The organism is Lichenicoccus sp., assembly GCF_965277665.1.
Lineage (GTDB): Bacteria > Pseudomonadota > Alphaproteobacteria > Acetobacterales > Acetobacteraceae > Lichenicoccus.
On the sequence record NZ_OZ255835.1, the window covers coordinates 35,751 to 55,221 of the forward strand.

General features: G+C 63.0%; 17 protein-coding genes and 1 pseudogene. 13 read left to right on the plus strand and 5 right to left on the minus strand.

Translation table 11 applies throughout. The features are described from left to right. Window positions 1-513: 513 nt before the first annotated feature. The 12 genes from ACQY4O_RS00195 (at window position 514) to ACQY4O_RS00250 (ending at window position 13,291) form a co-directional block, all read left to right on the plus strand. A complete protein-coding gene (locus ACQY4O_RS00195) occupies window positions 514-1,698 on the plus strand; it encodes a hypothetical protein (RefSeq protein ID WP_428374245.1) in 1,185 nt (394 codons plus the stop codon). Next, window positions 1,695-2,198, plus strand: coding sequence for a flavin reductase family protein (locus tag ACQY4O_RS00200; protein WP_428374246.1), 504 nt, complete (start codon window positions 1,695-1,697; stop codon window positions 2,196-2,198). Before ACQY4O_RS00195 ends, ACQY4O_RS00200 begins: the two co-directional genes overlap by 4 nt. 83 nt (window positions 2,199-2,281) lie before the next feature. Continuing rightward, window positions 2,282-3,481: an acyl-CoA dehydrogenase family protein gene (locus ACQY4O_RS00205; protein ID WP_428374247.1), complete on the plus strand. Its 1,200-nt coding sequence runs from the start codon at window positions 2,282-2,284 to the stop codon at window positions 3,479-3,481. A gap of 37 nt (window positions 3,482-3,518) precedes the next feature. Further along, complete coding sequence (locus ACQY4O_RS00210) at window positions 3,519-4,706, plus strand: acyl-CoA dehydrogenase family protein (protein WP_428374248.1); 1,188 nt, start codon at window positions 3,519-3,521, stop codon at window positions 4,704-4,706. A 126-nt stretch (window positions 4,707-4,832) separates the two neighbouring features. Next, entirely contained in the window at window positions 4,833-5,798 is a 966-nt protein-coding gene (locus tag ACQY4O_RS00215; protein WP_428374249.1) for an amidohydrolase family protein, read from the plus strand. Between the two features lie 52 nt (window positions 5,799-5,850). Beyond that, the gene (locus tag ACQY4O_RS00220; RefSeq protein ID WP_428374250.1) at window positions 5,851-6,807 is read left to right on the plus strand and encodes an amidohydrolase family protein; all 957 of its coding nucleotides are present in this window, start codon (window positions 5,851-5,853) and stop codon (window positions 6,805-6,807) included. Window positions 6,808-6,848: 41 nt separating this feature from the next. Next, entirely contained in the window at window positions 6,849-8,093 is a 1,245-nt protein-coding gene (locus ACQY4O_RS00225) for an acyl-CoA dehydrogenase family protein (RefSeq protein ID WP_428374251.1), read from the plus strand. A 62-nt stretch (window positions 8,094-8,155) separates the two neighbouring features. Further along, entirely contained in the window at window positions 8,156-9,232 is a 1,077-nt protein-coding gene (locus ACQY4O_RS00230; RefSeq protein ID WP_428374252.1) for a hypothetical protein, read from the plus strand. A gap of 105 nt (window positions 9,233-9,337) precedes the next feature. After that, a complete protein-coding gene (locus ACQY4O_RS00235; protein ID WP_428374253.1) occupies window positions 9,338-10,171 on the plus strand; it encodes a carbohydrate porin in 834 nt (277 codons plus the stop codon). Further along, entirely contained in the window at window positions 10,107-10,844 is a 738-nt protein-coding gene (locus ACQY4O_RS00240) for a carbohydrate porin (protein WP_428374254.1), read from the plus strand. Before ACQY4O_RS00235 ends, ACQY4O_RS00240 begins: the two co-directional genes overlap by 65 nt. Window positions 10,845-10,892: 48 nt before the next feature. Then, complete coding sequence (locus ACQY4O_RS00245; protein ID WP_428374255.1) at window positions 10,893-12,278, plus strand: MFS transporter; 1,386 nt, start codon at window positions 10,893-10,895, stop codon at window positions 12,276-12,278. Between the two features lie 446 nt (window positions 12,279-12,724). Then, on the plus strand, window positions 12,725-13,291 hold the full coding sequence (locus ACQY4O_RS00250) for a TetR/AcrR family transcriptional regulator (protein WP_428374256.1): 567 nt from the start codon (window positions 12,725-12,727) through the stop codon (window positions 13,289-13,291). A gap of 524 nt (window positions 13,292-13,815) precedes the next feature. Here the strand turns inward: ACQY4O_RS00250 and ACQY4O_RS00255 are convergent. The 3 genes from ACQY4O_RS00255 to ACQY4O_RS00265 all read right to left on the minus strand — a co-directional run bounded on the left by ACQY4O_RS00255 (window position 13,816) and on the right by ACQY4O_RS00265 (window position 16,761). Then, entirely contained in the window at window positions 13,816-15,030 is a 1,215-nt protein-coding gene (locus tag ACQY4O_RS00255; RefSeq protein ID WP_428374257.1) for a cytochrome P450, read from the minus strand. A gap of 111 nt (window positions 15,031-15,141) precedes the next feature. Further along, on the minus strand, window positions 15,142-16,440 hold the full coding sequence (locus tag ACQY4O_RS00260) for an NAD(P)/FAD-dependent oxidoreductase (protein WP_428374258.1): 1,299 nt from the start codon (window positions 16,438-16,440) through the stop codon (window positions 15,142-15,144). Between the two features lie 3 nt (window positions 16,441-16,443). Continuing rightward, window positions 16,444-16,761 carry a 2Fe-2S iron-sulfur cluster-binding protein gene (locus ACQY4O_RS00265; RefSeq protein WP_428374259.1) on the minus strand — a complete coding sequence of 106 codons (318 nt, stop codon included), beginning with the start codon at window positions 16,759-16,761 and terminating at the stop codon, window positions 16,444-16,446. A gap of 308 nt (window positions 16,762-17,069) precedes the next feature. Between ACQY4O_RS00265 and ACQY4O_RS00270 the strand changes: the two genes are divergently transcribed. Then, on the plus strand, window positions 17,070-18,179 hold the full coding sequence (locus ACQY4O_RS00270) for an IS630 family transposase (RefSeq protein ID WP_428378057.1): 1,110 nt from the start codon (window positions 17,070-17,072) through the stop codon (window positions 18,177-18,179). On the opposite strand, the pseudogene ACQY4O_RS00275 reads toward ACQY4O_RS00270, so the two are convergent. Further along, window positions 18,176-19,284, minus strand: a pseudogene (locus tag ACQY4O_RS00275) (S-(hydroxymethyl)glutathione dehydrogenase/class III alcohol dehydrogenase). The gene ACQY4O_RS00270 and the pseudogene ACQY4O_RS00275 sit on opposite strands and share 4 nt — an antisense overlap. Continuing rightward, a complete protein-coding gene (locus tag ACQY4O_RS00280; protein ID WP_428374260.1) occupies window positions 19,281-19,454 on the minus strand; it encodes a hypothetical protein in 174 nt (57 codons plus the stop codon). Before ACQY4O_RS00280 ends, ACQY4O_RS00275 begins: the two are co-directional and overlap by 4 nt. Window positions 19,455-19,471 lie beyond the last annotated feature (17 nt).

The following is a 19,471-nucleotide window of genomic DNA, read 5'->3' on the forward strand; positions in this document are numbered from 1 at the left end:
GCCGAACTTAGCCGCCACGCCGGCGACCGTGCCGACACCGAACTCATCCTCCTGACGAAGCTGCTCGAGCAATTCCGCTCTGGATGCCCAATCCGCTTCGAGGCTTCTGGCTGAAGCAGGATGACGGTAGGTCGAGGGACGGAGGAGGGCCAAAATCCGTCAGCAGCTAAGGCCGGAATTCGGTAGCAGAGCCAAACGGCTATCAAATGCTGCACTGCAAAACGGCTTGACGCCGACGCGTTATAATATCCATGCGCCTGGGCATCCGCGGCCATCGGCTCGGCATCCAATCACGAAGCCCCGATCGCGCCGGAGCATACTTTCGGTTGTGCTTGACTCACAAAACCAAGCCGCCTATCAAAACCGTGCCGTACGGTTTTGATGACTGCTTCTAAAGCGCAAAAAAGTCTCAAGGGAAAGCGGAGGTTCAAGTGGCGACCAACAAGTATAAAGCTTCAGCAGCGTCCGCTGCGAAGACTATCTTATCGTGTGCCTGCAGCCTCGCCTAAGTAGATGCCTGAGATGTATAGTGGGACTTCGGACAACGACATTCTGGCGAGAGTCGCAGTAATCGCGGAAACCTTGCGCTTTGGTGCTGCACAGTCCGACCTGCAAGGGAAGCTTGTAGGTGCTTCGGTTGACGCGCTTCGCTCAAGTGGACTGTGGAGCATGCGGCTTTGCCGGGAGCTAGGCGGCCTAGAGTTACCGATCGTTCTTCAGATCCGGGTATTGGCCAGGTTGGCCGCCGAAGATGCATCCAGTGCTTGGTGCACGATGGTGGCAAATAACGCGGTTGCCGTGCTTGGAGGGACGATGCCTCCGGCCGCGATCAAGCGGATCTTTGTAGATGGCGTGCCGACGTGTTCCATCGTTGCCGGCCCCGGCGGTTCTGCGGTGCCGGTTGAGGGAGGGTTTCTCCTGACTGGCACCTGGCGGCTGGCAAGCTCCATCCACCATGCGCGCTGGGTCCACGCGACCGCCCTGGTCGAGCGGGATCCCTCCCGGGTGCTACCCTTGGCTATCCCTGCTGGCGACGTCACGCTGGTTGAGTCGTGGAATGTAGTTGGACTGGCCGGGACGGGATCAAACGACTTCAAGCTCGACGGTTACTTCCTGCCGACGGAGCTCACCGGCCGGGAGGAGAACCCGTATGGACAGCTTCGCGGCGTGCGCCGGTATGACCTCGTCGATTTCGATCATGTCGAAAGCTATGAGCATCTGGCATTCGCGCTGGGCCTGGGGTGCCGGGCATTGCGCGAGTTGCGTATGGTGCTGACCACTGCGTCAGGGGCCCGCCATGTCGCTGACCGCGAGATGGTGCAGGGACGATTCGGGCAGTTGGTCGTCTCGCTCCAGGCCATCGAGGCGTTGGCTTACGCATTCTACGAGCGGGTCGATGCGCTGGCCATTGGGGAGAAGCTGGGATGGTCGCATGACGACCGTTACCGGCCACGTGCCCTGGCTGTGCATGCGACGCAAGTTGCGCTCGAGTGCGTGCAAATGGCGTTCCATCGATCCGGCTCCGCCGGCCTACGCCAACCCAACGTCTTTGAGAAGCTCCTGCGCGACATGAGCGTGGCCGCAACACATGCGGTCGTCGATGACACGGCCTTTGCCTCCTATGCGCAGCAGCTCATCGAAACGGGAGGGCCAGTCGAGTTAGGCGGCCACGTCGGCAGTCTTTGGCCCGGAAAGTGATCACCTTGGATCCCCAACGCTATCGTGAATTCTTCGGGCAATTGCCGACTGGCGTGACGGCCATCGTGGCGCGGGGACCGGAAGGCCCGGTCGGGCTCATCGTTGGGACGTTTTCTTCCGTATCGCTTGACCCTCCACTCGTCAGTTTCATGGTGACCAGGAATTCCCGATCATGGCTGGCTGTCAAAGCCGAAGGGCGCTTCACCGCCAATATTCTAGCAAGCGACCAACGGTCGTTGAGCCAGAAACTGGCGGGATGGTCGCCCGACAAGTTCCGCAATGTGGCGTTCGGAGAGGGAGACGACCGAGTGATCCATGGCTGCCTCGCCTGGGCCGCCTGTACTCTCGATCGAGAGGTCGAGGCTGGCGATCACACGATCGTCCTCGCCTCGCCCCACGAGCTCGTGGTCGCACGGGCGACCCGGCCTCTGATTTTCTTTCAGCGCGCCTACCACCGTACGCTTCCTGTAGAAGACTTTCGCGCTCCGGGTTGGGCGTAAAGGCAGGCCGCAGGAACGACTCGGGGATTTCGCACCTAACGCATCCGAAGCCACATCAGCTCTCGGACATCGGAGTAACCGCAATGAACAGCCTTAGCCCGATCAGCACAGATCTGGACCGCGAAGACCTGCTTGAGAAGGCCCGCGTCGTCAGCGAGTTCGCGTGGAGCCGTCGCGCCGAGACTGAACGGGACCGGCGTCTGCCGGATGAGGTCATCGACGCGCTACGGGCGAGCAAGCTGATGAGACTTTGCCGTCACAAGCGCTGGGGTGGACCGGAAGCCGACCCGATGACCTTCCTCGATGTCGGGCGCGAGATTGCGCGCGGGTCGGGCGCCCTCGGCTGGCTGTTCAGCGTGTTGGGCTTCCACGAGTGGTACATGAGCTTTGCCTCGGAAGAGCTGCAAAAAGAGGTGTGGGGCAATGACTTGCATGCCATGGTTTGCGACTCCTATGCCGTGGTGGGCCAGATCGACCGGGTCGCTGACGGTTATGTCGTGAACGGCAACTGGCGGTTCTGCAGTGGTATCGAATGGTCGTCCTGGGTGGCGGTTGGCGGCATCGCCGTGGCGCCAGACGGCGAGCATCCGGAACACATCATGTTTTTCTTGCCGAAGTCGGAGTGCGTCATCATCGACGACTGGAACACGATGGGCCTGCGCGGTACGGCAAGTCGGACGGTTTCGATACAAAAGGCTTTCGTACCCAACCACCGAGCCTTTGCGATGGGCCGCATTGCGGGTCCAGGCCGGAGCAAGGTGACGGAGGACGGCCCGCTGTGGCGCGTGCCGCTGATGACGATGCAGGGTCTGGCGATCCTGACGCCCTCGACGGGCCTCGCCCAGCGCATGGTGGACGAGTTCACCGTGTGGACCAAGGCGCGGGTGCGTCCATACGAGCGCAACGCCCCGGCCAAGGAAGCGCCAGCGCCGCAACTGATCCTGGCCGAGGCGGCGACTCAGTGGGATGCGACCTGGGCCTTGGCGCAGAAGTACGCGCAGGACGGTTGGGACCGTGCGATCCGTGGTGAGGACTGGGTGATCAGCGACGAACTTCGCGCGCAATGGTTTTCGTGGCGCGGCTACATCGGCCGATCGTCCATCGAATTGAGCGACCAGTTGTTTACCAGCTCGGGAGCCATGGCATTGTTCGAGACACACCCGATGCAGCAGGTGTTCCGCGATATCCATGCAACGGGCGTGCATATCGGCGTGGACCGGGCCGATGCCTACACCAGCCGCGGCCGCGTCGCGATGGGCTTCCAAGGTAACAGCTTCCACTAAATGACCCAGGTTCGCAGCATGTCGAAAGGAGACAGCGATGCTCGATAGCATCACGCCGCTAGAGCACAAGCCGACCCTAGGCGAGGTCATGCAGCGGGTTCAGGCGCTGATGCCGGCCATCCGCGAACGTGCCGGCCGCACGGAAGAGAACCGCTCGATCCCGCCTGAGTCTGCTCAGGAGTTCCTGGACATCGGGCTGGCCCGGGTCCTCATGCCGAAGCAGTTCGGCGGGTGGGAGATGGGCCTGCGCGCCTGGGTCGAGATCTCGACAGAGATCGCCAAGGCCGATGCGGCCCACGCCTGGTGCGCCTGCATGATCATGCACCACCCGCACTACCTGGCCCAGTTTCCGGAACCGGCGCAGGCGGAGGTGTGGCGCCATGGCCCGGACGTGGCGATGGCCTGTACTTTCACGCCGACGTCCAAGGTCGGTCCTGTCGAAGGCGGCTACCGAATTTCCTGCGAGATCCCGTATCTGAGCGGGATCAATCACTGCTCGCGTGTGGTGGTTGCAGGCATGGTGCCGCGTCACGACGGCCCACCGGATTGGACGTTGTTTCTGGTGCCGGAGAAGGCATTCGAGATACGCGACACGTGGCACACGGTCGGCATGCGCGGCACCGGCAGCAATACGGTGATCGTAAAGGATGTGTTCGTCCCCCACGAACACACACTCAAGGTCACCGACATGCGCGACCAGAGAACCCCAGGCGCAGCGCTGCACAAGACGCCAATGTTCAACTCGCCCTGGATCACCTATGCGACGCTGACGTTCCTGTCGCCGATGCTGGGTTCTACGCGCGGCGCATTGGAGGAGTATCGGCGCTGGACCGCCGACCGCGTGAGCTTGTTCGGCGCGCCGGTAGCCAAGTACACCAGCCAGCAGGTAAATATCGCAAGGGCGGCGGCCAGCCTGGATGCGGCAGAGATGCTCATGATCCGCTCGGCCGAGGTGGGGGAGATGGCCGAGCCTGTCCCCGAGGAGCTACGCGCACGTTGCTATCGTGACCAGGCGCGTGCATCGGAACTGATCGTGGAGGCGATCGACACGATCATGAAGATCTCCGGCGCGGCCGGTTTTGCCTCGACAAGCAGCATTCAGCGGGCGTGGCGCGACGTGCATTTCGCATCCAGCCATGTCAGCCTCAACCCGGAGACAAGCATGGCGGCCTGGGGCCGGATGCAGTTCGGGCTCGAGCGCGATCCGCAGCAGATGATGTTCTGAGCGGCCGAGCCGGCCCATGACGGATCGCTCGAAAGAGCCAATCTGCCGCGCCGGATTTGTCTCGAGCCAGGTGCTGGTGCTTGGTGGACGTCGTCGTGGGCGTTCTTTCAGGGGAAGAGGTCTGTAATGAACGACCTGGCGCGCATCGATGTCCATCAACATCTGATCCCGCCCGAGTTCCGCGAGGCGCTGGGCCGCCACGGTATGGCGGGATGGGCTCCCTTCGAGTGGAGCGAAGCAGGTGCGTTGGCGATGATGGACGATTTCGGAATCGCCACCGGTCTCCTGTCGTTGTCGACGCCAGGTCCGCACCTTGGGGACGATCTCGAAGCGCGTGAACTCACCAGGCGGATCAATGAACGGATTGCGGGTATGGTGCAGCGCCGCCCGGACCGCTTCGGCATGTTTGCGTCTGTGCCTCTGCCCGATATCGAGGGATCCCTGGAAGCGATCGCCTACGCCTATGACCAGTTGTCGACCGACGGGGTCGTGCTGCTTGCAAACACGCGGGGGACCTATCTTGGCGATCCGAAGTTCGAGCCGGTCATGGCGGAGCTGGGCCGGCGTTCAGCCATCGTCTCCATCCATCCGGCACACCTGGAGGGGCGGCCGGTCCCGGGTCTCCACCCATCACTGGCCGACTTCCTACTGGACACCACGCGTTCGGCGATAAACCTCGTGCTGCAGGGCGTTACGCGCCGCTACCCCAACATCCGGTTCATCCTGTCCCATGCGGGCGGCTTCCTGCCCTACGCGGCACATCGCATCGCGACCCTGGCCAATGTCGTCGATCCAGCGGTCGACCGGGTCGCAATGCTCGAGGACTTGTCGTCGTTCTACTTCGATACGGCGCTGTCCGGCAGCCCGACTGCACTGCCAAGCCTGGGCGCCTTCGTTCGCCCCGGCCACGTGCTGTTCGGCTCCGACAGTCCTTACGCTTCCGGCAAGACAATCGGGTACTTCACGAACAATCTGGATCGCTTCGCCGGCCTCGATGAGGCGGCACATACTGCGATCAACCGCGCCAACGCCGAAATCCTGTTTCCGCGGCTTGCCCTCCGGCGACACGAGATCGAGCGCTCGCAATCATGACCTCGCAAGCTTCGACACTCCGGTCGACGTGCCTCTGTCTCAGGAGGAACAGATGCGCGTAGACGTCCATGCTCATCATGTTCCAGCCGCCTACATGGAGATGCTACTGCAGGGTGACGGACCGACTTTCGGCGCCCCCCAGGACGACACGACCCTCCAGAAGATGGTCGAAGCGCAGGACACAGCGGGCATCGACGTTCAGCTCCTCAGCACCGGCCCGAACAGTCCATATCTCCGCCATCCGGAACTCGCAGCGGCGGCCGCGCGGGAGGTGAACAACCACTACCGCGACATTGTCGACCGGTATGCCGGCCGTTTCGCGGCATTCGGCAGCGTGCCGCTTCCGCATACCGAGGTGGCAGCAGCCGAAGCGGTGCGATGCCTCGATGAACTGGGCTTTGCCGGCATCCACCTTGGGTGTTCGGTGTTGGGCCGCGCCCTCGACGATCCCAGTTTCTCGGAAATGTGGGCCGAGCTCGACCGGCGCGAGGCAGTGATCTACGTCCATCCCGGCGGGGTCATGATGGGGTGCGAGCCCGGCCTCTCCGGCATGGACGATGCTGTGATCGCGGTCACCATCGGCAGCGCCGCTGAACTCGCGACAGCGGCGCTGCGGCTTGTTGCCCTTTGCCGCACCCACCACCGGCTGCGGGTGATCCTCGGGTTGTTGGGCGGCGCGTTGCCGTCCCTGGTACAACGGGTCAGTTGGATCGCGGGCCGCTGGAAAGGCCCCTCGATATTGTCCACTACCGACAGGGCTGGCTCCCTTATCGAGGAGCTGCAGCGGTTCAGCTATGACACGAATTTCCTGCCTGACCCGGCAGCTCTTGCAGCCGCGCAGGCAGCCTTCGGGATCGACCGGCTGTTGTTCGGCAGCGATGCGCCGGCCCTTGCGCCGGATGTAACATCTCGCTTCATGCGGCAGGCCGGGCTGAACGACCTGCAGATGGCAGCCGTGCTGAGCGCCAATCCAGCCAGGGTTTTCGGTGATCGGCTGTCTCGCGGCTGAGCCGAGCCAGAGCACCATGTCGAGACGAAGGAGAGAGAAAGATGGGATCACTGACGAGAATTACGCGCATGCCGGGAAGCGATTTCTCCGTGGATGCCATGCTGCAGCAGATCGAGCGCCTGGTCGCCGAGTTGCAGCCGGGATGCCTGGCCGAAGAGAAGGCGGGGCGTCTCAGCGAAGAGTCCGTGACCAAGCTCGACGAGATCGGCGTGTTTCGCATCAGCACCCCCTTCGAGTATGGCGGACTGGCATTGTCCACGGCCGAGCAGCGGCGGGTTTACACCGCTGTCGGCAAGATCGCCGGTTCAACCGGGTGGGTGAGCTGGGTCACCACCACGCATGTCCGATGGATCGCGATGTTCTCCGAGCAGGCCCGCGAGGAGGTGTACGGAGCAGACTGGGTCGGCCCGCTGGTCTCCGGCGTCATCTCCGCGCATGGGCCAGGCCGCGCCCGCCGCGTGCAGGGTGGCTATATGCTGAGCGGCCGGTGGCCCTTCTGCAGCGGCTGCCGGCATACGGCGTGGTCGATCCTGGGCGCCATGACCGAGGCGCCAGATGGAACACCGGACGTGATCATCCTTCTGGTCCCCGCGGCTGATCTCGAAGTCCTCGACGATTGGGCGGTCAGCGGCATGAAGGCCAGCGGCAGCAACACGGTCCAGATTGGCGCCGATGTGTTCGTTCCCGCCTATCGGACACTCAGCATCAAGGATGCGGCCGTGGGCAAGTGGGCGTCAGAGCCGCCGCTTGGACAGGTGCTGTATCGCAACCAGTTCATCGCCTACACGACCATCCTATCCGGTTCGACCCCGCTCGGCATTGCCAAGGGCGCGCTTGATTATTTCAGGGCGCGCATGGACAAGCGTGGGATCGTCGCGACCGACTACCGCGTGCAGGCGGAGGCAGCCGTCACGCACTTCCAGCTGGCCGAGGCAACGTCGCGCATCGATGCGGCTGAGCGGCTCCTGACGGCTGATTGCGAAGAGCTTGACCGCCGGGCTGCCGCTGGCGAACCCTGCGACGACCTGTTCCAGGCCAAGCTCAAGTTCGACGTCGCGTCCTCCGTGCGGAGCTGCGCCGAGGCCGTTGAAAGCCTCCACCGGGGCAGCGGCGCATCGACGATCCATGAGGCGAACCCGATGCAGCGCTACGCCCGGGATATCCGCGTCGCGACCGTGCACGCGCAGTTCAACTACGAGACGTGTGCCGAGAACTACGGTCGCGTCCTCTCTGGTAGGCCGCCTTTCGGTAACTTCATGGCCTTCGAGAAGAAGCCTGGAGCCTGATCGAGACAGGGACCCGGTGAGGGCTGCTTTGCAGCCTGACCGGGTTTAGCAAGGGCAGAGTGATGACGGCACATCAGGTGACAAATCGTATTCGCTCACGCCAGTACGATGCTCCATCGAAGACCCGGCTGAGCGACGGATCCGATATGCTTGCAACCTGTGAATGGCCCGGCGCGACGGTCGGGACCCCCGTTGCCCTCATGGACCATCATATTCCTCGGGTCGAGGATGGCAGGCCGTTGCCGCCGGAGCTCCAAGGTGCGGTGATCGCTCTCGGCAATTTTGATGGATTTCACATCGGTCACCAAGCGGTTGTCAGTCGGGCTGTCGAGATGGCACGTGACCGAGGCGTGGCCGCCATCGTTGCAACGTTCGATCCCCATCCGATACGGCACTTCTCACCCGACATCGAGCCATTCCATCTCACCACGCTCGATCAGCGGCAGCGCCTGTTCGCCAAGGCGGGCGCGGACGCCATGATGTTGTTCCGCTTCGGTAGTGACCTCGCCAGTGTCAGTCCGGAGCGATTCATCCAGGGCTATCTTGCCCGTGCGGGCGGTGTGGTGACAGGAGACGGTTTCAGCTTCGGTCGCGGGCGTGCCGGCACGGTGCAAATGTTCGCCAGGCTCGCTGCTCAACAGGGGATCGCCTACGAAGCAATAGACTCGATTTCTTTTGGAGACGTTCGGATCTCATCGACGCGTATTCGAGACGCCCTGCGGCTGGGCGACTGTTCCACAGTACAGGCGTTACTGTCCCGCCCGTTCACCATTCGCGGAGCCCTTCAGTTGCATGGTCAGATAGACATGCAAGGGGGACCGTTGCTCGCCTCCGTCGGCATGCAGGGCTACCTGCGCCCGCGTCAGGGGCGATATGCGGTGATCGCTCGGTTAGCAGACGGCCGCTCGTTGCGCTGCACGGCGCACGTCAGTCCGCGGGCCGCAGACGCCGCGGGGCAAGATCGGCTCTGGCTCACCGGGCGGCATCTGCGGAACGACATGCGGGGGCGTCTCACCGAGATTGAGTTCAAGTCACTGCTATTGGAAACCTCGTCTCAATCCCTCAGTCAAAGCCGGGCCCGGTTAGGTCGATGTTGGCATCGGGGGAGGCATCAGCGACGAGGACTCGGAGGAGCGTGACAGGCTTTTTGACGCAAACTGAAGCATAACACATCGGACGAAGACCACGAAGAAGTAAAACCCAAGGCGGCATCAGATCGCCTAAGGTAACGGGGGAAACATACAATGCCGTGTAAGGTCTGGCTTACCCTGGCGCCGGCTATTCTCATCGCCGGGCTGCCAACTACTACCGAATACGCCTTTGCGCAGAGCGCCGGAAATACCTCCGGTTTGAGTCCAGTTGCCCCGGCCACATTGGCGTCTCCGGGGAATATTGGGAGTGCCTCCGGAATCTCGACCAATCCGAGCAACAACACGACCGGAGATCTGTCACTGCAGCAGCCGCCACTACCAATTTCAGGACCGCCACTATCGGGCCTCTTTCCGGCTTTCGGCCAAACACTGCTCGGTGACGGCATCGACATTCATGGGCTTGCTGTCGACCATTTCCTTGCCAACCCGTCGGCCGGCAACATCACCGGACAGACCTATAATCTCGGGTTCATCGCTCCGGCGGTCGATCTGGACCTTGGCAGGATCGCCGGCATATCCGGCGGCAACGTTCATGTACAGGTCACGGTGTTCGGCCTGCGCAGCAACATTCCCAACATCATTACGGACGTTGGCGGGTTCTTGACGGGTTACCAGACCACGCCGGCGCCAAGCACTACTCCCGTCGCGCTCACCTCCCTGACCTACGAACAGAAGCTGCTCGATGATAAGCTATCGGTTGAGGTCGGCAGAACCAACCTCTACCATTACTTTTTGCTAGGCAACGGCCTGGACATTTTTACAAACGCCTCCAGCACGTTAAGCGTCGATGGCGACTTCAACTCGTACCCGTTTCCGGTCTGGGGGGGGGCGCGCCACCTATCATTTTACACCGAGCTGGTATGTGCAGGGCGGCTCATTCGAGGACAACTACTTCCGAGCTGTCTACAACCCGGACAACTTCGGTGACGACGGGGCGGCTGGTGCTCAGATCATCGGCGAGGTCGGCTACCGCAGTGAATTCAGCAATGCGGCGTATCCGGCAAACTTCGAACTTGGAGCGGAGTGGAATACGAGGACCGGAGTGGCCAACGTGAGGGGAGCGGCTGTCCTCGCCACGCCCCAGAACGAGGCAACCGATTATCCGGGCGGCGGTGTCCTGTTCTTTCAGGGACAGCAGGTGCTCTGGCGGGGTGCGAAACCGGCCTATGGGCCGCCCGCCAATATCGCGCTCTATGGCTCGATCGATGCCTCGGTGGACAAGCCCCAGCCCATCGACATGGACGCGATCGCCGGCGTGAACTTCACCGGCCTGATTCCTGGCCGCCAATTTGACGCTCTAGGCCTGCAAGTGCATTACCAGAGATTGAGCGCCATCGAGGCCAATTACGAGAGCTCGATTCAAGACATCTTCGCGGGCCCGGGCCCAAAGCAGAGCCGGAACGGGTTCGTCTTCGAGGTTGTCGGTGCTTTTGCTCCGGTGCCATGGCTCAGGCTTAACCCGACCGTCCAGTATTTCGTTCATCCCGACAACCTATTCGACCCAGCGCAGGCGAGGCGACCGAGCGACGGCGTGGAGGCCGGTATCTTCGCGGTCATTCCGTTCGGACCGCTCCTTGGCACGAGCAACAAGCCCTTTTGAGCAGGCCAGCGGCCGTAAGACTTCCGATCGTTTCAAGGAGAGATCCTCATGCAAAACACCCATGCGGTCGAAGACATGGTTAAGAACGCGGGAGTCGGCGCCTTCGACATCACTAGAGTACTCGATGAGGCGCCGGTCGGCAGGTTGATGGTCCGGGTCGGACTCCTCTGCGGCCTGGTGGCACTCTTGGACGGAACCGATACCACATCGATCGGTGTGACGGCATCGTTGATCCTGGACGAGCTCGGACTATCGCCGGGGCATCTAGGTCCCATCTTCTCCTCTGCCCTTCTCGGGGCGATGTTGGGCGCCGCGACGTTTGGATCGCTTGCGGACCGACTTGGCCGAAAGAGCATGTTGCTCGTTGCGACGGCGTTATTCAGCGTCTTTACCGCGATGACGGCCCTTGCCGGATCGTTTTCGGCTCTGCTTATCATTCGCTTCCTGCTTGGGATCGGTCTGGGCGGTGCTGCACCCTGTTTCATCGCACTCACCTCGGAATACGCGCCCAAATCGCATCGACGCTTGATTACCGGACTGATCTGGACCGCCTTTCCATTCGGCGTAATCCTCGGGGCGATGGTGAATGCCTATCTTCTGGCTCATTCGAGTTGGCATGCGGTCTTCTTTTTTGGGGGGGCGCTCCCATTGGCCGCCTGTGTCGCGGTTGCCCTTTGGCTGCCTGAGTCGTTGCGGTTTCTGCTGGTGAAGCGGCCGGATTCGGAGGAGATCGGCCGCATCATGCGTCATGTGGCGCCGACGCTGCCGCCGATGGCGCGGATCGTCGGGAGCGAGCTCAAGTCGGAGGGGCCGGCGACCGGCCTGTTCCACGGGGGCAGGACGCTCGAGACGGTGCCCCTGTGGCTCGCGTTCATGGCGGCCTTCGGCATGACCGCGGCGACTTTTTTCTGGTCGCCCATTCTGCTGCATGGTCACGGCATCTCGCTGCCCAAAGCCTCGCTCATCGTGGGGGTAGGCGGCGGTGTTGGTTCTCTCTTCGGCGCAGCCGGTGCCGGGCGCTTGATGGAGAAGTTCGGGTCAGAGACAATCTTGGCGACGACCTTCCTGTTGGCGACCCTGACCACAGCGACACTCGGTTACGCAGCTAGGTTCCCCGTGCCGATGGTGCTCGACGTGTTGGCCAATGCCGTTCTGATGGCGGGCATCAGCACGGCGGGCATGCTGGCCCTCTCGGCCGGTCTCTATCCAACTGCCATCCGGTCGACGGGCGTCGGCTGGGCGATGGGCGCTGGGCGGCTTGGGGAAGTGATAATGCCGCTGCTGATCGGCGCCTTGATGGTCAGGATCGGGACGCTTGGCGAGACGGTTTTCCTGCTGGTCGCAATCGCTCCTCTCATAGGTGCCCTCTCTATCCTTTTCCTGAAGTGGTGCGCTTCGCGAGGACGAACGGCCGGCCGATTATCAGCGACTTGAGAGCGTCGAACGGCGGCAGTAACGAGTCTTGATCTGAGCCGTTGTTGATGAGGCGGTTTGCGATAATGATCTGCCTTTCGGCATCAACGGCGGCCTGTGTCTTGCAGTCCTATCTAAAGCCGCCTGCACCCTCATGACCCGGCGCTGCGGGTCGGGGAGGCGGCACCGCAATTTCGGTTTGGGTCGCCCGAGCTTTGGTTCCGGGTTGCCGTCAGTATCGGTCGGGAGGCGGCGGCCAAGACCCCTCAGCTTGCCGGGATTCGGCTTTTGCCCCGCGTCAGCGGGATCTGGTTCCCGCGTGTTCACTCTCGCAGCTCAGTCCCGCGTTAGTCCTCTATGATGTGCATTAGCATCGCTCCTGTTGCTTGAGCCATCGAGAAACGGTAGAGGGCGGCTCGGCCGGGTGAGGTACCGACATGCGGGTGAGAACCGAAGATCGGAAACAGGTGATCATCGAGGTCGCCTTGGAGGTGTTCCGGGAAGTTGGCTTTGAGCGAGCGAGTATGACGATGATCGCGCGCCGTTTGGGTGGTTCCAAAGGCACCCTCTACGGCTACTTCCAGTCGAAGGAGGAGCTGTTCGAGACGGCGATGAAGGCGGCCTCGGAAGGTCGAGGAGACCAGATCATGGATCTTCTCGATCCGGAGTCGCGCGATCTCCGCAAGAACCTTCACTGCTTCGCGAGCGCCTACCTCGACTTTATTCTTGACAAGGACGTGTTGGCGATTACACGCACGGCGGTTGCTGAGGGAGCCAACTCAACGCTCGGAGCCCATCTGTTTGAGCAAGGACCTCGACGGGCAGTGTTGATGCTCACGCGTTTCTTCGCAGATCAGATGAAGCGTGGACGGTTGCGCAAGACGTCGCCAGTGATAGCCGCGCTCCACCTGAAAGGTCTCATCGAAGTGGACTTTCTTGAGGCGGCACTTTATGGGGCGAACTTCCAGATTAAAAAGAGCGAAGCCATTCCGAAGGCGATCGATACCTTCCTCCGGGCGTATGAAAACCGTTGAACCTTCTTTTACTGGGCTCTTGGAGTCTATTTTACTTTCCTGCCTAAGGCCGCTTCTACAGATCCTTCACTTCCTCGCGGTCTGTTGCATAAAATCAGGCCATCATGACTATGCTGCGGTCTGGGAGTCGGGGTCTATATCGGGCTTCCAGGTCGGCGTCGAACCCCGTGGATTTATACCCGCCCGGCTACCTCAACCTCAGGAGCCCATCCCGGAACCGCTCCGGTACGGCCTCTTGGCGCTCAACGCATGGCCTCCGCGTAGCTGGAACATGTTCTACACGGCTCGGACCTGCCGTATGCCCGCGAGGGCGCGACGAACCACTTCACATGTAGGGTCTGGACGATTATGCCGGTCTGGACGAAGCCGGTCATGCCGCGATCGGCCGGAAGAACTCCGAGCTGCTGCTGCCGCGTTTGGCTGCCCGAGCCTAAAGCTGGGCTCCGGGGTAAAACCCTGGCGGGTCCAGGGGTGTCACGCGACAGCGTGCTTCGCACGACGTGCCTGGCCCGTTCCTGTTCTTTTTAATTCGCTCGTGCCAAGCCGGTAGGGGTCATCCGCATCGGCAAGCTCTGCAGCCCGAAAAGGCCGCGATTGGCGCTGAACACTGGCTCGTCGGCTTCCATCGTCTCGATGTTCTCGACCAAAGCCTCCAGCAGGACCTCCATCTCCAGCCTCGCCAGGTGCAGCCCGGCGCAGATATGCGGTCCGGACCCCCAACCGAGCTGATCCTGCGGGTTGCGGTCGACCTTGAAGGCGTCCGGGTCGGGATAATGCCGTTCGTCGCGGTTTGCCGAGCCGAACATCAGCATCACCCGCGTGCCCTGCGGCAAGAAGATGTCGCGGCGCTGGTAGTCGGTGCTCGTCACGCGGGCGAACCATCGCACCACCGCGCTGTGGCGCACGCCTTCCATGACCGTGCTCGAGATCAGTGACGGGTTCCGTCGCAGCTTGTCCCACTCGGCGGGATTGATCGCCAGGTTATAGAGCAGGTTCGACTTGGCGTTGATCGTCGTGTCCAGGCTGGGTGCGACGAAGCCGCCCAGCACCGCCTGAGCCTCCGCGACCGTGAGCTTGCCGTCCCGGGCGGCATCGAACAATGCCTTGGCCCAGCCGTTCTCGGGCAACTGCGCCGGGTCGACCGAGAGCATGTAGTCCCTGAACTCGAGCAGGATCTGCAGGTCCTCGTTGAGCGCTGGCGATGCCGGTCCAACCATGTTGAAGATCGCAGTGGCCCAGCGCAGCATGTTCTGCCGCCCCGCCTCCGGCAGTCCGACCAGGTACGAGATCGCCGCGAGCGGGAGGTGCTTCGCGATGCCTTCGATCGCCTCGAAGGTGTTGCCATCGGCCAGCTTGCGGACCTGGTTGGTGATCATCGTCTTGAGCATGTCGCGGTGCTGAGCGAGGGCCGCCGGCGTCATAGGCTGAGTCAGATGGCGTCGCAGCCGGCGATGCTCCTGCCCGTCCATCCTGATCAGCTCGGGTCCCTTCGGCATGTTCCAGACGTCGTTGAAGCCGTTGCCTTCTCCCGAGATGAAGATCTCGGGCGTCTGCAGCGCGGTCCTCACGTCATCGAACCGGCTGAGTGCGACGGCCTCCACCCCCTTCAGGCGAACGACCGGACCAAGGTCGCGGATGCGACGGTAGTGCCCGAATGGTCGCTTCAGCGCTTCGCTGGAAAACACGTCCTCCGGATAGGCCGGATACTGGCTGGTTATCATGTCCGTTGCCGACCGCATGATTCAATTCCTTCACAGGAAGCTGACATGTTCGTCCTCGTTGACTCTTTCTGCGTTGCCGCCGCGAGCCAAGGGCGCCCTCGATCGGCCGGACCCGTCTTCCTTCGGCAACTACATGTCGTCGAGCGGCACGGTGATGTTGGCCAGCCGCAGCGGGTCGATCGCGAGACCATCGGCGACCAGGCGCTTGCCCTGCACGAAGTCCTTCGCGGCGTTCACGCAGTCGAGCGCCACTACCCGGCCTTGCCTGGAATAGACGATCGAGAAGCTGCGCTCCTCCATCGACCCGCGGATAACGGTCGCATCGTGGCCGCCAGATAGGCCCACGGTCTGCAGCCGCAGGTCATACTGGTTGGACCAGAACCACGGCACGGCGCGACAGGGCTCCTCGTCCCCGGTCATTGCGCGGCCGACCATGACCGCCATGTCGCTCGCGTTCTGCACCGATTCCAGCCGGATCGGCTGGCCGGTGGAAAAGCGACTGGCTTGAAGCGCGCAATCGCCGAGCGCCCAGATGTCCGGCAGCGATGTCCGGCCGAACGCGTCTACCGCCACGCCGTTGGCACCCTCCGCTCCCGCCTCGCGCAGAGGCTCGACCGCCGGCACGATGCCGATGCCGACCACCACCATCTCGGCTGGCACGACCTCGCCGTCCGTGAGCCGAACGCCGGCCGCGCGTCCGTCGGTCTCCTCGATGCAGGCAACGGCGCTGTTCAGCCGCATGTCCACGCCGTGGGCACGATGCTCGGCCTCGAAGAAGCGCGACAGTTGCTCGCCGGCGACACGCGCGAGCACGCGGTCGCGCGCTTCGAGCACCGTCACCTGCTTGCCGAGCTTGCTGAGGACCGCCGCCGCCTCCAGTCCGATATAGCCGCCGCCGATGACGACGACGCGGGACGTTGTCGCGAGCTCGCTCGTCATGCGGTCGACGTCGGCGCGGCTGCGCACCGAATGCACGCCGCGAAGGTCGTGGCCGGAGCAGGCGAGGCGGCGCGGATGTCCACCCGCCGCCCAGATCAGCCGGCCGTAGCCGATGGTCGTGGCGTCCTCGGCAGTCGCGGTGTTCATCGTTGCAGGGCGTGACGTCGCAACGTGCGTGGTCACGTTGTGCGCTTCTGGGCTGACCGCGACGACGCGGCGGCCGGTCAGGATAAGGACACCGCGCTGTTCCCAGAACGCCGGGGGCCGGATTAGGATGCGCTCGAAGTGCTTCTCGCCGGCGAGGTAGTCCTTGGACAGCGGTGGCCTCTCGTAGGGTATTTCGGGTTCCTCGCCCAGGATGGCGATCGAACCGGTGAACTTCCGCTGCCGCAAGGCGATCGCCGCCTGGGCGCCCCCATGGCCCGCCCCGACGATCAGCACGTCGTAATGCATGCCCGAGGCGTGGTCGCCCCGTTCGCCCGTCGGCACCGCTCAGCCCTCCGGAGCTATGGTGACCGCCAGCCCGGCCAACCCGTCTCCGAACGGGAGCTGACAGGAGAGACGGGAGCGATCGGTGCGTTGAGACGATCCGTCCAGCAGGTCGTTCTCGTCCTCGCTCATCGCACGGACGACGTCGGCGAAGGCAGCGTCGACATAGACGTGACAGGTGGCGCAGGAGCAGCATCCGCCGCACAGCGCCAGCAGTTCGCCGACGCCATTGTCGCGGATGATCTCCATCACGGACAGACCGGCCTCACCATCCAGCACCGTCTGGGTTCCCTCCCGGGTGGTTACGAGCAACGTGGGCATTCTGTCGCCTTGTTCGAGACGTGGGGCGTGCCAGCCAGGTTGGTCCGCCGTACAAGTCGGGATGACGTCGTCGCCGGGATCATCGCCCTCTCGCCGGCCGGCGCGGGACCGGTGCCGTGGCAGGCCGCCCGAAGTGGCTCGATCCTGCGCCGCCGGTCGGAGCGCGGTTCTCCCCAAGGGCTCGACCATGACCCACGGGGTGGCGCGGTCGGATCATGCTCTAGTGTCCTGAACCCGAAGTTCGCTTGAGAACTCTTGTACTCGACCTTTGTGTATGGGATACTCCTTTGGTTGGTGAGGAGCGGAACATGAGAGGTCGACCGCCTGCCGCCATAGTGTTGAGCGATGCGGAGCGTGCGGAGCTGCTGACGTTAAGCCAGCTGCGGTCGACCGCTCAAGGCCGGGCGATGCGTGCAAGGATCATTCTTGCTTGCGCCGATGGTGGCTACGGCAAGGACATCGCAGCGTCCCTCGGCGTGGATCAGGTCACCGTCAGCAAATGGCGGCGACGCTTTGCAGCGCATCGCATGGACGGGCTGCTGGACGAGCCACGCTCCGGAGCGCCGCGCACCCTTGACGATGCCCGGATCGAGGATGTGATTGTCCGGACCCTTGAGAGCCTGCCGCTCGGCGCGACCCACTGGAGTTCGCGCAGCATGGCCCGCGCCTCGGGCTTGTCGAGCACGAGCGTGCAACGGATCTGGCGGGCGTTCAGCCTGCAGCCGCACCGCGTCGAGACGTTCAAGCTGTCGACCGATCCGGATTTCGTCGCCAAGACCCGGGACGTCGTCGGCCTCTACGTCTCGCCGCCCCGGCATGCGGTTGTGCTCTGCGTCGATGAGAAGTCGCAAATCCAGGCGCTCGATCGAAGCCAGCCGATGTTGCCGTTGAGGCCGGGGCAGGTCGAGCGGCAGACCCATGATTACAAACGGCACGGCACGACATCGCTGTTTGCTGCCCTCGACATCGCCACCGGACATGTCATCGGCCGTTGCTATCCCCGGCATCGTGCTGGCGAGTTTCGCAAGTTTCTCGACGAGATCGAGGCCAATGTTCCGGCCCAGCTCGATGTCCACCTGGTGATGGACAACTACGCTACCCATAAGACGCCCTTGATCCGCAACTGGCTCGCCAAGCGCCCCCGGTGGCACATCCACCTCACGCCGACCAGCGCGTCGTGGATGAACCAGGTCGAGCGGTTCTTCGGTTTGCTGACCGAGAAGCAGATCAGACGCGGCGTTCACCGTAGCGTCGCCAGCCTCCACCAGACGATCGAGACTTTCATCAACCAGCACAACGCCGACCCGAAGCCGTTCCGTTGGACGAAGTCCGCCGACGACATCCTCGCAACCATCGAGAGGTTCTGCACCCGAACCACTTATACAGTTAATGAGCGAACTTCGGGTTCAGGACACTAGAACACGACGACGCTGCGGATGCTCTCGCCCGCGTGCATGAGCTCGAAGCCGGTGTTGATCTGCTCCAGCGTCAGGACATGGGTGATCATCGAATCGATCTCGATCTTCCGGGTCATGTACCAGTCGACGATCTTCGGGACGTCGGTGCGTCCCCGCGCGCCGCCAAAGGCGGAGCCGCGCCAGACCCGTCCGGTCACAAGCTGGAACGGACGAGTGCTGATCTCCCGGCCGGCCTCGGCGACGCCGATGATGATGCTCTCGCCCCAGCCGCGACGGCACGCCTCCAAGGCGGTGCGCATGACGCCGGGATTGCCGGTGCAGTCGAAGGTATAGTCGGCGCCGCCGTCGATAAGGCCCTGGAGATGCGCGACCAGCTCGCCGTCGATCTCGCCGGGATTGACGAAATGGGTCATGCCGAACCGTCAACACCATTCCTCCTTGCGCGGCTTTACGTCGACGCCAATGATCTTGTCGGCACCAACCATTCGCAGTCCCTGGATAACGTTAAGCCCGATCCCGCCCAGGCCGAACACGATGCAGTTGCTGCCGGGCTGGACCTTGGCGGTGTTCACCACCGCGCCGACCCCGGTCGTGACGCCGTAGCCGATATAGCAGGCCGATTGGAACGGCGCGTCCGGCCGGATCTTGGCGACTGCGATCTCCGGCAGCACCGTGAAGTTCGAGAAGGTCGAACATCCCATGTAATGGAACACCAGCTTGCCGTTATGGCTGAAGCGGGTGTTGCCGTCGGGCATCAATCCCCTACCCTGCGTCGCGCGGATCGCGGTGCACAGGTTGGTCCGGCCGCTGAGGCACGACTTGCACTGGCGGCATTCCGGCGTGTAGAGCGGAATAACGTGGTCGCCGACGCCGACGTGGTGACGCCGGCGCCGGTCTCGCATACTATGCCTGTCCCCTCGTGACCCAGCACGCTTGGGAACCGTCCCTCGCTGTCGAGGCCGGCCAAGGTATAGGCGTCCGTGTGGCAGAGGCCGGTCGCCATGATCTCGACCAGAACCTCACCCTGCTTCGGGCCGTCGAGGTCCAGTTCGACCGCCTCGAGCGGTCGATTTGCCTCAAACGCGACAGCGGCCCGTGTCTTCATTCAGCCTCCAGATTCTCGGCGTTCATCCACCAATAGGGGAACGCCGGATGCGAGACCTTCGACAACTCCTCGGACATGCCGATCGCGCTCAGCATGCGGTACATCTCGTGATCGATGCAGACCGCGCGCGGCAGCGCATGACGCTGCTTCCATCGCTCGAACACCGCCACTTTGCGGCCCTGGCGCC